Raw genomic sequence first — 13,488 nt, 5'->3', positions numbered from 1 at the left:
GGGAACGCGGGACGGCCACAACGGCCTGTCCCAACTAAATTGAGCAGACACACCGATGAACAATACAAATAACAATCACGAAAAGACCGCCGAAGATTACAAGGCGCTGGACCGGTTGTACCTTCAACCTTGGGTGGCAGAGCGCCTGCGCGGTATTAACTACGACCTGGTCGAGCATATTCATCACATGCTCGTGACCAATCCGGCGTTCAGCCAGATTTACGGCGTCGACCTGAAGTCGATCGAACATCTGCGGCACAACGAGAATTCGCTGCGTACGCTGCTGGGTACGCCCTTTCTCATGCTCTCGCCGTCGCTGCCTTCCGTGGAGGACTGGCGCTGCTTCGTCGACGATACAGCGACAACGATGGCCGTGGACGATCTGCGCAAGCTAATGCCGATGACTCGCGACGCCCTGACGACCCAGGCGATCCAGCATCACAACCGCCAGTTTCTCGACATCGTGCAGGCCGTGGCCAACATGAGCGTGCTGAGCGCGCCGCTGCTCGGGATGACGCCCGAACTCGTGCGTTACCTGGGGAGCATGCCCGCCTACAAGCTGCGCACGGCGCTCGAGCGTATCCGCGACCTGCCGCTGTTCCGTTGGCGCTTCCGCAGCCCGGCATTCTGGTTTGAGTACACGGCCCACGACATGAACGCGGACCAGGTCGCGCATCACATCATGGCCACGACGCCGTTTCGCGCAGGTGAACTTCCGCATACGGCCCTGTGGGCAGATCTGCGCCTGGGGCGCGATACGCACGAAATGTATGCCGCCGCTTTGATGGCGCACGGTTGCCGCGCGAGCACCGCGGCGACGCTGTTCCGCCTGCCGCAAAGCAAGACGCGCCAGATGTACGTGGCGATCCACGGCAAGCCGTCGATCTGCGGCAACCTGCCGACATCGCTGCAATGGTTCGTGGACAAGCCACAACACCGCCTGCATTCGACCGTATTTATCTGGCTTTACCGTGCCGCGCTCACGATGAACGCCAACACCCCTCAGGCACTCATCGCGGCAGCAGACCTTTATGCAAACCTGTTCCCGCGCCAGGGTCTGCTCGCCACCGATCGCGCCTGCAGCCTAACGCGTCGCATGGGAGCCGACACGCGCCTGACCATCGCGCCATGCCGCGAGTGCAGCACGCCGTACATCGTCGCGAACAACGAGACGAAGATCGAGATGCACCACAGCTTCGTTTGCCCATCCTGTAACGACAGCCTGCAGACACGCACCACAACGCGCGGCCGCAAAAGGAAAAGCGAGAATGCAACTGGAAAATAACCGCAACGATATGCCCGCTGGCCTCATCGTGTTCAGCGCTGATGGCTCGGCCCAGTTTGGCTGGCAAAACCCGGAGACTGGGGCTTTCTACGCCGAAGTAGACGGGCATTGCATCCTGAACGCGATCGGCTCCGTGCCCTGGCAGGCCGGCGCGCCGCATTGAAGGGGCAGGCGATGGATGATCTTGCCTGGATGGTACGCGACAGCACCTCGGCATGGCTGCGCGGTTACGACGATGGGCGCTTCGCCGGCTATGAAGTGTTCTACCGACGTGCATTCGATGCGGACGCAACGAGCTTCGATCTGGAAAAGCTCAACGAGGACTATGCGGTGTGGACGAATGAGCGGCCCTCGCGGCTATTGCGCACGCTCAATCGCCCGATAGTTGCGCGCGGCCTGATTGCGCTGCTTGCTGTGTGGATCGGCGCCCAGACCGTGCCCGCTGCCGCTGGCCTCGCACCCAACGTCACGGCCGTCATTCTGGTGGTCGCCTTCATCGGGCTACGGGTCTTCCATCGCAAGCGCAAGCGTCGTTGAGAAACGATGCGCATCACATCAAACCCGCCCAGCGAGGCGGGTTTTTTCTGCGTTCGCTTAAAGATATTTCCATTTCTAACCGATAGAGATAAGGTGCGCCCGCAACCATGCGTAGCCCCGTCCGTTGACTTGACTTTGAAATGGGCCTGGCAAACTGGTATCAAGCTGTCGCTAGGGGCGCAGCTACAAATCCAAAAAAGGAATACACCGAATGGCACAGAAGAAAAAGATCTCCGCTCTTACGGCTCTCGCGTTCGCATCGGCGCTGGCACTGTCCGCGTGCGGCGGCGGTGGCGGCAATGGCGCGGCGTCCGGCACCGACAACTCGTCGTCGGGCTCGGGGAACTCGGGTAGTTCGTCGGCTACTACGGGCAATGTCGCGACGCCGCAGTACGTATCCGGTAGCGTACAACTGGCGATGTTCCAGGCAGTCAACGCCCAAAGGCAGCAGTGCGGATTCCCTGCCCTCGTCGAAAACACTATTCTCGATCAGGCAGCGCAGGCCCATGCTCAATACATGGGCACCAACAATGCCGTTAGCGACTCTGAATCTAGCAGTGCGACGGGGTTCACCGGTGCGACGTATGCGGACCGCGCCGTTCACTTTGGATATCCGTCCGCGACGTATGCGGGAGGCGTAAGCGCAGGCTATTACACGGCTACCACTCTGAGCAACGCAGACTACAGCTCTGCCGTCGTCAATGAGTGGCTCTCTGGCGTGTATCACATCGCAATCGCTGTCTGGCCGGTTACCGCCATCGGCGTGGGTGAGTATCAAACGTCGTACGCTGGATACCCGGAGATTTGGGCTTCGCTGCAAATCGGGAATCTCCAACAGTCAAGTATTTCTGCGCCGTTGACCTTCCCGTGTGAAGGCTCGACTGGCCTTCCGTACAAATCGACTGGTGAGACCCCAACTCCTCCTAACACGTCTGGGGCGTGGGGCACTCCGGTAGCGATCGCCGGCAATCCAAGCGACGTGATCGTCCTCACTTCGGGCACCATGACCGACGGATCGGGAACCGTGATCAATCTTCAACTTCTTGATTCCGCGAACGATCCAAACGGTCTCTTGCCAAAGTTCGAGGCAGTCGCATATCCAGCGTCCCCCTTGACCGCGAACACTAGCTATTCGGTCGCGCTCACGGGGACGATTAATGGAACTCCGTTTTCGCGCACTTTCCGGTTCACCACCGGCAACGTCGTCGGCTAAAGCCAACGCGTGAATAGTCAAAGGCCCCGCCAACTGGCGGGGCCTTTTCAATTGCACGTAAGTAGATCAGTTTGAACTGTAGAACTGCGGGTAGTACATCATGAAGTAGGCGCCATCCAGTGCCCCGCTGGTATTGATTGCGCAGACACCTACATATCCACGCCACGGGTTGCCGTTGTCCTCATAGTCCTGACCGAAATAGGGCGGCCCAGTAAACGACGCGCGATAGTATGCGTCCGAGTGTGACGATTTCAACGCGATCGAATCGTTCCAGTTGTCCGACGTGCCGTTAAAGTCGTGAATCGTGTAGCCCGGAAAGACCCAGTCATGCGACCAGTCGGGGCTATCGGCGACCTGAATCCAGCTCGACGTTTGCGTAAGCGATGCTCCGGTGACCGTTGCAGCGCTAGCGTAGTTGAAACTCGTAAAGCGCATGCTCATCGCCGCGATGGCCGCAGTACACACTACCTGCGGGTCTGGCGGGGGCGGAGGTGCCGCCGCTACACACGCAGGAGCGGTCCATCCCGCTCCGGTCCAGGTTGGCGCAACCGCAACATCGAATCCACTTGGGCAACCAGGCGCCGCGACGTAGCTGCACTGCGGCGACGTAAAGCCCGAACCCATCCATTTCGCTGGCGTAACCGTCACCCAGCCGGCGTCGCTCGAACAGGTCGGAGCAGTCTGCGCCGCCCGGTACTGTGGCGTGAGGCAACTCGAATCCTGATAGCCATATGAACAGTGGGCGGGCGCCGCCTGCGCGCCCGTGTTCGCGAGCAGAATAGTCAACCCGACTATCAAGCTCTTCCAAACCGTTATCTTGCTTTTCATTTGATTCCTAGTAAGCACAATAGGTTTCGACCACGCCCTGCGCGCCAATGTCCGCGCCCTGCCCATCTGTCAGATAGACCGTCCACGGACCGCTACCGGTGACGTATGAATTGACCTGCGCCGTGCTATTCACGTAGAAGTTCTGCGGCACGATCAGCACCTGGGGTGAGCCACCCGCTGAACACGTCGGCGCGGGCACGTAGGAGCCATTTGTGACGGTGTAGTACTGATAACGCGGCGAGGGCCCGCTTACCGGAACCCATTGGTTATAGAGGCACGACAGAATCTGGCCGGACCCGTCGGCATTGGCCGCGATGCGAGTGGTTCCGGCCGTTGATGTGCAGCTCGTGCGCGGCGTTGCCGTGTTTGCAACTTCGAGCGCGCCGTAGACCGTGGCGTTGCCGTGCACCGCCGCAGCGCCCGTGTCGATGGGCGCCGTCGCCGTGCCCGCCGCGTTCTGCACGTAGAGCGTGCCCGGCGAACGCACCGCATTGGCCACCTCGGCGTTCGAAGCGGAGACGACGGGCGCGGCGATCGTGCCCGTGGCGTCGATGCTTCCAACGTTGTGCAGATCGACGCCATTGACGTTCTGGCTGCCCGTCCACGTCAGGCTGCCATCGCGCCGGATGAATAGCGAATTGCCGTCATCGCCTTGTCCGTTGGTGGCCAGAATCGCGGCGGCCGGGGTGCCCGAGAGGGGATTGGTCGCGGTCCACGCTCCATTGAGGCCCGAGATCGTTCCCGGATTGCGCGTCGACGAATAGCCGAACTGCGCGCCCTGCGCGTTTGCCGCGAGCGCAATCTGCGCAGCGCCCGACACGTCGGGCTTGCCGCCACGGGTATAGGCCTGCGACGGATAAAACACCCACGACACGTGACAGTTACCGTCTTGCTCGGTGCAGCCGACCGGTAGCATGCTCATCTGGATCGTGTAGCTTCCACCCCAGAACGGTCCGGCACGATAGGACTGCTTGAGATTGCCGGCGGTCTGCAGATCCGCAATGGTCGGCGCCGTAAGCGTCGAATTTCCCGACTGGGTGTACTGGGCGAGCAGCGTCGGGTACTTCTCGTTGGACCAGTTTCCAAGCGCCGTCGCGATAACCGCCTCGTTCTGACCTTCGGTCGCGAGCAGTGCCGCACGGTGTTTCTCGACGTCCTCGCGGATCGAGTACACCGTCAGGAGCGCCGACGCCGCGAGGAAAACCACCATCTCGATGATGCTGCCCATGCCCGGTCCTCAGCTGCGCGTCGTGTACATCGTCATCGTGGCGGTGTCGCCACCGGATGCGCACGCACTACCCGCCGTCGCGCTGCTGAACCGGGTCGAGGGACCCGACACGACCGTGCCATTGACCGACACCTCCGTGAAAATGTTCACCACCGCGCTGATCGCCATCGAGCACACCGCCTTCGGCACCGGGTAACTTGTCACGATTGAGTCGTTGGACGACGAGACGGTGCCGGGTTCCGCCGTCACCTGCCCACCGAAGATGCCCGTCACCGTCGAGTAGTCGGTTGCGACCCGCGCGCCCGCTGCATCGAACGCGTGATTCTGCGCGAGCGTGGCCAGCGTTTCGCTGGAGAAGTCTGAGTCATTGGCTGTCGCGTTCTGGATGCCCGTGTGGAACATGCCCACCTCGCTCTTGAACGTGGACGACTGCACCATGTTGCGAACAAATGGCACGCCATAGAAGAGTGCGAGCGACAGCAACGCCGCCGCGCCGAGCACCGCACCCGCCTCAATCAGCGAGAGTTCACCGGTCTGCTTCTTCAAGCGCCCCAAGCGGCGCATCTGTGCTTTCTGCGCGGGTGCGCGCTTGGTAATGTTGATTTTCATCGGAATCGAGCCTGAGTTAAAAAGTGTTGCCCGAGCTCGCGTTGAGCGCGCCCTGGAAACTGGTGACACCGGTGACGACATAGGAGCCGACACCGACACCGATAAAGAGCGCCGCAGCCACGCCGAGCAACACGTAGTGGGTCACGCGTGCATTACGGCACACCGCCTCAACGACACGGTCCAGCGAACTGCGGCCAAGCGACTTGATCGCGTCCACGAAGTTGTCCCGACGCTCCGCGTCGGCGATACGGTCGACAACCTCCTCGGAGAAAATTCCCGAGGCAAATGCACGCATTGGCTGTTCGGGATGCTCCTTCAGACGGCGCTCCATCACTTCCACGTGCCAGCGCAACCACGGATCGCTGTGTCGGCCAATGCGCTTGAGCGCGGCCGAGAGCGTGAGGCCGGAGTCGAGCAGCCCCGACAACGAGACGATCAGCAGCGCCGCGCGCAGATCGCGGCGATTGCGCCACATGAGCGGGGCCGCATCCACGCGATTGCGCAGCGTGCCGGTCCAGCGCTTGAGGCCGTAGTAGTAGGACGTGATGCCCGCGGCAAGCAACGAGATGTTCAACAGGCAGTAGTCGTAGCAGTACGTGTCGATCGCATAAAGCAGCCTTCCCGAAGACATCCACTCGTCGAGCGGCCGCACTTCGAGAACCTGCGGATAGACCATGCCGCCGAAGAGCATCGCCAGGCCGTACATGTAGCCAAGCAGAACCATTGGATAGGCCGTCTGGAGTGCCGTCGTGCTCGACAGCACGCGCTTGGCCGACGCTGCCATTTCGCACAGTTCAAAGCCCCGGCGCGCCGCGTCGTCCTTGTCTGAAGTGAACGCCAGATCCAGCAAGGCATATTCGTCGAGTGGCACAAACGACTTGATGGCGAGCGCGAGGCCATCGCCATGGCGCATGCGCTCTTCCATCTCGTCGTAAGCGAGCCACACGATCTGGCCGCGATCGCGTGCGCGCTTCTTGAGCACCTGAAGCCGCTCGATCAGCGTCTCGCGATTGCGCAGGCCTGTGGACTGTTCGATATCCAGACGCGACTCACGATAGAAGGTCTCGCGGACCTTCTGGAACCGCCACCTTGCGAGCTTCATGCGCTCCGCGCGCGGCAGGCGCATGCACACGCCATAGAACAGGCGGCACATCACGATGGCACCCTCCCGTCATGGTCAGGCATGACCTGATAGACGCTAAACGGCTTCATCCCACGATCAATGACGCGCGGATCGATCAGCCCCTGCGAGGCCTTGTAGAGCGCGTGCTCATAGATCGTTTTGCCGGTCATATCAGCCGAGTCAAAGCCCGCTGTGCGCTCCTTGCGCCACACCGCTTCGGCGCCGCGCCAGTCGCGTACCACGATGTGATCCAGGAACTCGGACGTCGGGCGGTAAAGCTCCATCGCTAGCGTCTGGCCCTTCGTGCCAGCTGCCACCTTGCCGTCGCGCGCGAGCAGACCCTGCTTGCGGCAATGGACGCAGCCGTCATCGTTGCGGCAGGCCATCTTCGACGTGTCCATACCGAACTTCGTGCGCAGCAGTTCAAGCGTGTCGGCACCCATGACCTCAGATGCGGGCTTCTTGCAGTGCTGGCAAAGCAGGGGAATGAGCTTCTGGTTGGCCACCGCGTTGATGAACTTGTCGGACGCGACCTCATCGGCGGCCAGTCGCAGACGATCACCCATCAGTCGCATGAACACGCCGATGATGCTGTCGGCGTGGATGGTCGAGCGCACGGGATGACCCGTGAGCGCGAGTTCAACGACCAGACCGGCGATGGTCGAATCAAGAATTTCCGCGATCGTCAGATCGTCCGGGTCCATGCGCATCAGCGTACGGATGATCGTCGCGACCTTGCGGCGGAATTCCTCTTCGGTTTCATCCAGGCCACGCGGCACCGACTGGTCGGAGAGCCACGGCAGCGGATACTCCGACGGCATGCTGACGGCGTATTGCTTCTTGAGTTCGCGTCCGTCGACCATGTACGAGAGAGCGCGCAGCAACGTGGTCTTGGCCGATCCGGTTTCGCCCGAGAGCAGCACGGCGCCACCGCTGACATGGCCAAGCGAGTCGACGATGGCGAGCTGGCTCGCCTCAAGCCCCATCGTTTCAGGCATGCGAACGGTGTAATTGCGGAAGTTGCCGTCCAGAATGCGCAGGGCCACGTCGAAGCCGCCCATCTGTGGCGCGCTCTGCCAGCGCAGGTTCAGCGTTGCTGTCGCAAGCGCGATCGGGATCATCGCCGACTGCGCAGCGCTCGGCTGAAAGGCGTTGCCGCTGTTCGTATTGCTCTGGACCAGATCCTGATAGACAGCGGACAGCGCGCGCAGGATGGTCGCCTTCGGCAATCGCTGATAGGTGTACAGGTCCCCGTCGACGCGAAAGCGCACCTCGGCGTCCGACAGGTAATCGCGCGACTCCCAGTGCACATCGCTCGCGCCGTAGCCGTGGGCCGCATCGAACACGTCCATGAACAGGTTGATGGCGCGCGAGCTTTCCGGGACGTGCTTCGAGAGCCGGATACGCGCGCGCTCATAGACACCAGCGATGACATCCGCCGTTGCAACCATCTCCTCGCGCACGCTGATGTGGACACGCTCCAGATCGCGCAGGTAGGTCGCATACAACGCTGTCTCGTGAAACTCGCGCGTAGCGATCACCACAGCCATACCGGCCTGCATGTCCACTGCGACAAACTCGCGACGCGCTTCCGGCGTGATGCGCAGCGTCGCTTCTGGCGTCGTGTCGCACAGCACACGCTTGAAGTCCGCGAGCGCCTGTGCGGAATTCAGCCGCGGCATGCCGACCGGTGTGTACTCGATGTCAGGCACCGCAAGCGAGCGCATCGCGCCGCCGTGCGCTTCGCTCTCGCGTGTATCCGGCTGACCGGGAATCGGCTCTTCACTCGCACCCTTCGTTTCGACATGTGTGGCGGCCGGCGACGTGTCGACGGGCACGTTGAGCGCCTCTGCACGAACCGCTTCGCCGGGCGCACTAAATACCGGGTCAGAAGATGGTGCTTCATGCGACGCCGCATCAGATGCACATGCCGCAGCTGACGCCAATGCTGCATCCATCTGCGCCGCGGCCGCGTCGTTGGCTGTATCACCGCGCCCGGCGCCAGTTGGCTGCCCGCTGATCCCGGCATCGGCCGGTTCCGCATGAGGGAGCGGCGCGCCATCTACCGACTCGAACGCATCCACATCGGTGATATCCGCATCGCGCAGGTATGCACCGAGCGAGCCGGGAGGCGCCCCTGGACCCTTGCTGACCGGCTTTGCCACGTGCACAGGCCGGGACGCACCCAGGACAGGCTCAACGGGATCGACGTGCGCCGCCGAATCGGAATCTTCCACGAAGCCACCGCGCCAGGCACGCAGGCGCGCCATCACTCCGCCGCGGGGCTTCTCGTTACCTTCCACGTTTCCGAATAGCGACATCATTGCCTCCCGAAGTTGGAGATGGGTTGCGCCAGGCTCACCCCAGCCGGCAGCGGCGACGAAAGGTCACCAAGGGCAGCCACGCCCGGGAAGGGCGAAGCCGGTGATTCCGTTGCGCCGCCACTCATGGGCACACTCCAGGTGTGTTTGCCCTGCGAAACGGTGACCGAGAGACCCTCCACCCGGCGCGCCACCCAGCCGTTGAGCAGCGGTTGCCCGACGCGGGCCGGATACACCGCGCCGTTGTACTGGTAGAGGATGTGCTGCCCGCTGGCGTCGGAGTACGCTCCGACGAACGTGACAGGCGTTGTGCGCTCGCGTGGTACAAAGGCCGGCACAGCAGGCATCGCCATCGGTGCTGGCGCCGTTGCGGCAGGCACCGGCGTCTTGAGCGTCACAGCCGTACCGCTCGCCGCCTGCGTGTCGCCATCGCCGCCCAGTGCGCGCCTGAGCCTGCTGCGCGCAAGCTCGTCTATGTCGTGCAGGGTGAGATGGGACTCGCCACTGGCAGCGGCGACCGGACTAGCATCCGATGCGCCCGTGACCGGGGCGCTTGCAGCCGTCACCGCCGGGGCTTGAGCAGGTGCGACTGCCGGATGCGTCGAGGCCGTAACCGGAGCCACCGATGCCGGTGCCGGTGCCGCCGCAGAATGCGCCACATGGGTCGCCACCTTGGGCACCGTCGTGGTGGTCGGGGCGGGCGCAGGAGCGATCGCTGCCTCGAACGACGGCGTAGCGGCGTTTGCCGCATGGACAGTCGCAGCGAGCGCGAGCAGCGAAATGCCAAATGGCACAGCGAGGCGGCGTGATTTATTGAACGACATAGTATTTGCCCTTCGCAACGAAATGGATGCCGACCTTGCCCAGTTCCTCGGGCGCGGCGGTGTCGAGCTTGACGCTCAGCGAATCGAGGATCATGTTCGGCGGCAGCGCAGCGAGCAGCGGCGATTGCCACCGATACCCGTCGATCTCCCAATTCCCAGCCCGCAGGAGCGCGCGATTGCGCTCCGGACCCGGAGGCGGCTCGGAGATCAACGCGTGGCCAGGCTCGAGCTTGACCTCGTAGCCGAAGCTCTTGAGATCCAGCGGCTTTTCCGACATACGCTGTGGCGGGGTCTGAAGCATCTCGATGAGACGTTGTTCGTCAGGCCATGCCTTCATGCTCGCGCTCGCGAGATTCGCCGTGCGTGGCAGCGCAGGACCACGTGTGTAAAGGTGCCGGCCGTCCGGCGCGAACGTCACCGGCTGCATCCACGCGGGAGCGTTATGCGCGAAGTCCTGGAACGAGCCGCCTGCGCGCTGGTAAGTCAGTGAACAGAAGCCGGTCGACGGACATTCAGCCTTCTCGAACTGCCAGCCCATCCGGTTCGTATCGATGTAGTCGAGCAGCGAGAGCACATCCGGCGCGAGTTGCGACGCAAGCGGTTTGCTACCCGCAAAAATCCCGCGCATCGCGTGCTCATACCGCTGGTCCCAGGTAGGCGCAGTGTTGACGAGTGGCGGCGGATTGAGTGCACTCCACATCTGCTTGCCCGCGAAGCCCGCGATCGCCAGAGCGAGCAGCAAGACGATTGAAGTGGGAATACCGCCCGGCACGCGCTTGATACGCGCGGCCTTCTTCTGTTGCAGCAACTCAGCAGGGCTGAATCGTTGGTCCCCTGGCGCGAGCGATTCGCCTGAGGTCAGCACGGTCAGCGCGAGGCCCTGCTTCGCACTCTGTGCGCGGATCTCATCGCACCGTTTCGCGGCGTCTGCGACCGTCACCACCTCGTCGCGACGCACCGCGCCACGCACAACGTGGACGAGATGCACCTGCGCGCCGTCCTGCATGAGCACCAGCACAGCGGGCTTCGCGCGCACGCGCTCGAGCATCGCAACGCGCGCGGCGCCCGAATAGAGCGTCGCACGGCGCAGTTCTGCCTTCTCACCCAACGTAACCGAAGCGGGCGAACAGAAGCCGCCGATCAGCTCGGCGCCGACTTTCATCTCGACGTAGTGCGACGCGGAAAAGTCGCCCGCGTAGCGCGTACGGTTCTCTTTCGCGCCCTTTTCGGGATAGGCGCTCCAGTCGAGTCCGAACGCGAGGCGCGCGCGCTTCTCGCCGGGTAGGGGTTCAGTGATGTGCATACCCGTTGCGCTCACATCGAAGGCACAACGGTTGCCGTCAGCATCACGATCTGGAACGTACGCGACTTGTTCCATGTGCCCGTGATGCCACCCAGGCCGCCGTTGGTCGTGCTGTCCGCGGTGTCCGTCACCGCGCCGTAAAGCACAACGGTCTGGCCGTCCGACAGTGACACCGTCTGGTCATCCTTGTTGCCGATCACGTGAGCGAGCTGGATCGACTGCGCGGTTTGACCGGACCCTGCGCCCGCCGTCGTGAACGGACCGTTCTGCTTCGAACTGTCGCGCCAGTACGCCAGCACGATCTGGTTGTGGTCGTTCACGGCGGGAAGGATGTGCAGGAAGTCGCCGGTGGTCAGCGTGCCGGGCGTGAGGCCCACCACGCCACTCGATGTACCGGTGAGGCTCCCGGACGAGGGAGACGTCGTGCGCAGATAATCGTCCGACTGGAAATTCGCGACCGACACCGGCAGACCGTTGAGGGTCATCTTGGTGATGGTGTTGTCGGAGACCGTGCGGCCATACTGGTTCAGCCCGTTGATCACCGCGTTCGTGCCCGAGAACGGAGCATTGGATTGCAACACCGAGAAACCCATCGTGCCGCCGCCCGAAGCCAGCGACGTCGGTGAGGCGAAGCTCACCGCCCATTTGGCGAGTCCGCCCTGAATACTGTTAAACACCACGTCCGCATTCATCCCGGCCTGGCTGCCGCGATTGAGCGCAATCTGGATGGTGCGCACGCGCAGTGCAACCTGACGCGTCGAGATTGCGTTTTCGCTCTTGAGCAGCGCGCCCATTCGGTCAGCTGCCTCCTTCGTGTCGTACACCATGACGAGGCGGCTTTGCGGGTTCACCGTGATCTTGCCCATCGGCGAGCGCAGATCCCCAAGCTCGGCCTTCAGTGTCTCGATCTGGTCGAACTCGCCCTTGCGGCCGGTCGACGTCACAGCCGAAAACGAGCCTGTGTCGTTGTTCGATCCCCCTGTCGAGCCAGTGGACTGGTTACCCGTCGACGTATCGGTGCCCTTGGACATCTTCGATTCGATCGAGACCTTGCCGGGGATCGCCGCAATCTGGTACATGCGCGTGACGAAACGGCTGACGTTGATCGTCGAGCCATCGAACGACCAGTCGAGTCCCAGGTTCTCCGTCACATCGTGCATGTACTGGCCGACGCCACATCCCTCGCACGGCTGCTCGTACACGGGCTCTTCCGTCGCTCTCATGCCAATCCCGGCCATCGCCTGCGTGGTCTTGCCGTCGTTGCTCGGGCGAGGAATGAGCGAATCGCGCGGAATGAACACATCCGGGCTGACATGGACCGGATATCCCGACGCGTTCGAGACGAGCGTCGCGATGGTCCTGATGCCAAGCTTCGGCGGGAACGTGACCTTCTTGTCGCGGAAGATGGCGGGCAGCGTCGCCTCGTAGGCGACCGGCACCGGACGATCGCCCAGGAACGCACTCGGCACGTCCTCAACGAGCGCTATGCCCTGGCCAAAGCCGCCGTAGGCGGAGGTGGCTGTGGTGTTCGCCTGGTTGTAGGCATCGTTGACGTCACCCTGGGTGACGGCACAGCCGGCGAGGACAGCCGCGAAGAGCGACGCGAGCGTCGTGGCAATCAGGGAGCGGTGGCGCAATGGTTGCATCGGATCAGTCCTTGCAGTTCGCCGCGCGGGCGATCACGCGGATGACGTTGTTGGTGTGCTTGCACACGCGGGCGGGCGTGCGCATGTGGTTGGTGGCCTCCATCACCTGCGTAAGCACGGAGCGAAAGTCACCAGTGAACGTCGCGTTGAATTCGACAGGAAGGTCGTCGTCGATCTTCCATGCGAGTTGCCAGCCGAGCGTCTGCAGCCAGGCATCGAGCGCATTGCGCAGGTTCATCGACTGCGGCGTGATCGAGAAAGTCATCGTGCCCGTAGGCTCCCCCGTTGGCGCGCCCGGCAGTACGACGGCCTTCACGTCGGTAGAAGCGGCCGGTGCGCTCGCGATGGAGGTGGCGAGCAAAGGCGGCGACGAAAGCGCAGATGCCGACGGCGCCGCGAACGCTGACGTCGGTGCTGGCGCCGATGCGACCATCGTGGCCGGGCTAAGTACCTGCCAGCCCTCCCCCTGCGGCGGATGCACGCGAGACTGGTCGGGATCAACAGCGGCGACGCCAGCGGCGCAATACAGGGCCAGCAGGGACGACGCGAGGAGGTTGATTTTGCTCATGGC

General features: G+C 62.9%; 13 protein-coding genes. 4 read left to right on the top strand and 9 right to left on the bottom strand.

What is annotated here, in order from left to right:
• Positions 1-55: 55 nt before the first annotated feature.
• From U5A67_RS34485 to U5A67_RS34470, 4 genes are all read left to right on the top strand, one after another.
• Entirely contained in the window at positions 56-1,285 is a 1,230-nt protein-coding gene (locus tag U5A67_RS34485; RefSeq protein WP_321817835.1) for a FlhC family transcriptional regulator, read from the top strand.
• Positions 1,269-1,448 carry a hypothetical protein gene (locus U5A67_RS34480; protein WP_321817834.1) on the top strand — a complete coding sequence of 60 codons (180 nt, stop codon included), beginning with the start codon at positions 1,269-1,271 and terminating at the stop codon, positions 1,446-1,448. The genes U5A67_RS34485 and U5A67_RS34480 overlap by 17 nt, the downstream gene beginning before the upstream one ends.
• Positions 1,449-1,459: 11 nt before the next feature.
• Positions 1,460-1,822: a hypothetical protein gene (locus U5A67_RS34475; RefSeq protein WP_321817833.1), complete on the top strand. Its 363-nt coding sequence runs from the start codon at positions 1,460-1,462 to the stop codon at positions 1,820-1,822.
• Positions 1,823-2,033: 211 nt separating this feature from the next.
• Complete coding sequence (locus tag U5A67_RS34470; protein ID WP_321817832.1) at positions 2,034-3,035, top strand: CAP domain-containing protein; 1,002 nt, start codon at positions 2,034-2,036, stop codon at positions 3,033-3,035.
• A 66-nt stretch (positions 3,036-3,101) separates the two neighbouring features.
• On the opposite strand, the gene U5A67_RS34465 is transcribed toward U5A67_RS34470, so the two are convergent.
• Genes U5A67_RS34465 through U5A67_RS34425 form a run of 9 tightly spaced genes read right to left on the bottom strand, consistent with a single transcriptional unit; the run spans position 3,102 to position 13,485 of the window.
• A complete protein-coding gene (locus U5A67_RS34465; protein ID WP_321817831.1) occupies positions 3,102-3,863 on the bottom strand; it encodes a hypothetical protein in 762 nt (253 codons plus the stop codon).
• Between the two features lie 7 nt (positions 3,864-3,870).
• Positions 3,871-5,091 carry a hypothetical protein gene (locus U5A67_RS34460; RefSeq protein WP_321817830.1) on the bottom strand — a complete coding sequence of 407 codons (1,221 nt, stop codon included), beginning with the start codon at positions 5,089-5,091 and terminating at the stop codon, positions 3,871-3,873.
• Positions 5,092-5,100: 9 nt separating this feature from the next.
• Complete coding sequence (locus U5A67_RS34455; RefSeq protein WP_321817829.1) at positions 5,101-5,700, bottom strand: type 4 pilus major pilin; 600 nt, start codon at positions 5,698-5,700, stop codon at positions 5,101-5,103.
• A gap of 16 nt (positions 5,701-5,716) precedes the next feature.
• Positions 5,717-6,853 carry a type II secretion system protein gene (locus tag U5A67_RS34450; protein ID WP_321817931.1) on the bottom strand — a complete coding sequence of 379 codons (1,137 nt, stop codon included), beginning with the start codon at positions 6,851-6,853 and terminating at the stop codon, positions 5,717-5,719.
• The gene (locus tag U5A67_RS34445) at positions 6,853-9,144 is read right to left on the bottom strand and encodes an ATPase, T2SS/T4P/T4SS family (protein ID WP_321959787.1); all 2,292 of its coding nucleotides are present in this window, start codon (positions 9,142-9,144) and stop codon (positions 6,853-6,855) included. Before U5A67_RS34445 ends, U5A67_RS34450 begins: the two co-directional genes overlap by 1 nt.
• Positions 9,144-9,968 (bottom strand): hypothetical protein, encoded by an 825-nt coding sequence (locus tag U5A67_RS34440; protein WP_321817828.1) that lies wholly within the window; start codon positions 9,966-9,968, stop codon positions 9,144-9,146. The genes U5A67_RS34445 and U5A67_RS34440 overlap by 1 nt, the downstream gene beginning before the upstream one ends.
• The gene (locus U5A67_RS34435) at positions 9,955-11,271 is read right to left on the bottom strand and encodes a hypothetical protein (protein WP_321817827.1); all 1,317 of its coding nucleotides are present in this window, start codon (positions 11,269-11,271) and stop codon (positions 9,955-9,957) included. The genes U5A67_RS34440 and U5A67_RS34435 overlap by 14 nt, the downstream gene beginning before the upstream one ends.
• A gap of 11 nt (positions 11,272-11,282) precedes the next feature.
• The gene (locus U5A67_RS34430) at positions 11,283-12,917 is read right to left on the bottom strand and encodes a type II secretory pathway protein (RefSeq protein ID WP_321817826.1); all 1,635 of its coding nucleotides are present in this window, start codon (positions 12,915-12,917) and stop codon (positions 11,283-11,285) included.
• 4 nt (positions 12,918-12,921) lie between these two features.
• Positions 12,922-13,485, bottom strand: coding sequence for a toxin co-regulated pilus biosynthesis Q family protein (locus tag U5A67_RS34425; RefSeq protein WP_321817825.1), 564 nt, complete (start codon positions 13,483-13,485; stop codon positions 12,922-12,924).
• Between the last annotated feature and the right edge of the window lie 3 nt (positions 13,486-13,488).

It is taken from the genome of Paraburkholderia sp. J69-1 (assembly GCF_905220255.1).
GTDB lineage: Bacteria > Pseudomonadota > Gammaproteobacteria > Burkholderiales > Burkholderiaceae > Paraburkholderia.
The sequence above is the reverse complement of the archived record's forward strand: the minus strand, read 5'-3'. Positions and strand labels throughout refer to the sequence as shown.

Bases quoted from the DNA above. Each gene is read 5' to 3' on its own strand.
- U5A67_RS34455 (WP_321817829.1), bottom strand. From the start codon at position 5,700: ATGAAAATCAACATTACCAAGCGCGCACCCGCGCAGAAAGCACAGATG.
- U5A67_RS34465 (WP_321817831.1), bottom strand. From the start codon at position 3,863: ATGAAAAGCAAGATAACGGTTTGGAAGAGCTTGATAGTCGGGTTGACT.
- U5A67_RS34470 (WP_321817832.1), top strand. From the start codon at position 2,034: ATGGCACAGAAGAAAAAGATCTCCGCTCTTACGGCTCTCGCGTTCGCA.
- U5A67_RS34460 (WP_321817830.1), bottom strand. From the start codon at position 5,091: ATGGGCAGCATCATCGAGATGGTGGTTTTCCTCGCGGCGTCGGCGCTC.
- U5A67_RS34435 (WP_321817827.1), bottom strand. From the start codon at position 11,271: ATGCACATCACTGAACCCCTACCCGGCGAGAAGCGCGCGCGCCTCGCG.
- U5A67_RS34475 (WP_321817833.1), top strand. From the start codon at position 1,460: ATGGATGATCTTGCCTGGATGGTACGCGACAGCACCTCGGCATGGCTG.
- U5A67_RS34425 (WP_321817825.1), bottom strand. From the start codon at position 13,485: ATGAGCAAAATCAACCTCCTCGCGTCGTCCCTGCTGGCCCTGTATTGC.
- U5A67_RS34445 (WP_321959787.1), bottom strand. From the start codon at position 9,144: ATGTCGCTATTCGGAAACGTGGAAGGTAACGAGAAGCCCCGCGGCGGA.
- U5A67_RS34430 (WP_321817826.1), bottom strand. From the start codon at position 12,917: ATGCAACCATTGCGCCACCGCTCCCTGATTGCCACGACGCTCGCGTCG.
- U5A67_RS34485 (WP_321817835.1), top strand. From the start codon at position 56: ATGAACAATACAAATAACAATCACGAAAAGACCGCCGAAGATTACAAG.
- U5A67_RS34440 (WP_321817828.1), bottom strand. From the start codon at position 9,968: ATGTCGTTCAATAAATCACGCCGCCTCGCTGTGCCATTTGGCATTTCG.
- U5A67_RS34450 (WP_321817931.1), bottom strand. From the start codon at position 6,853: ATGTGCCGCCTGTTCTATGGCGTGTGCATGCGCCTGCCGCGCGCGGAG.
- U5A67_RS34480 (WP_321817834.1), top strand. From the start codon at position 1,269: ATGCAACTGGAAAATAACCGCAACGATATGCCCGCTGGCCTCATCGTG.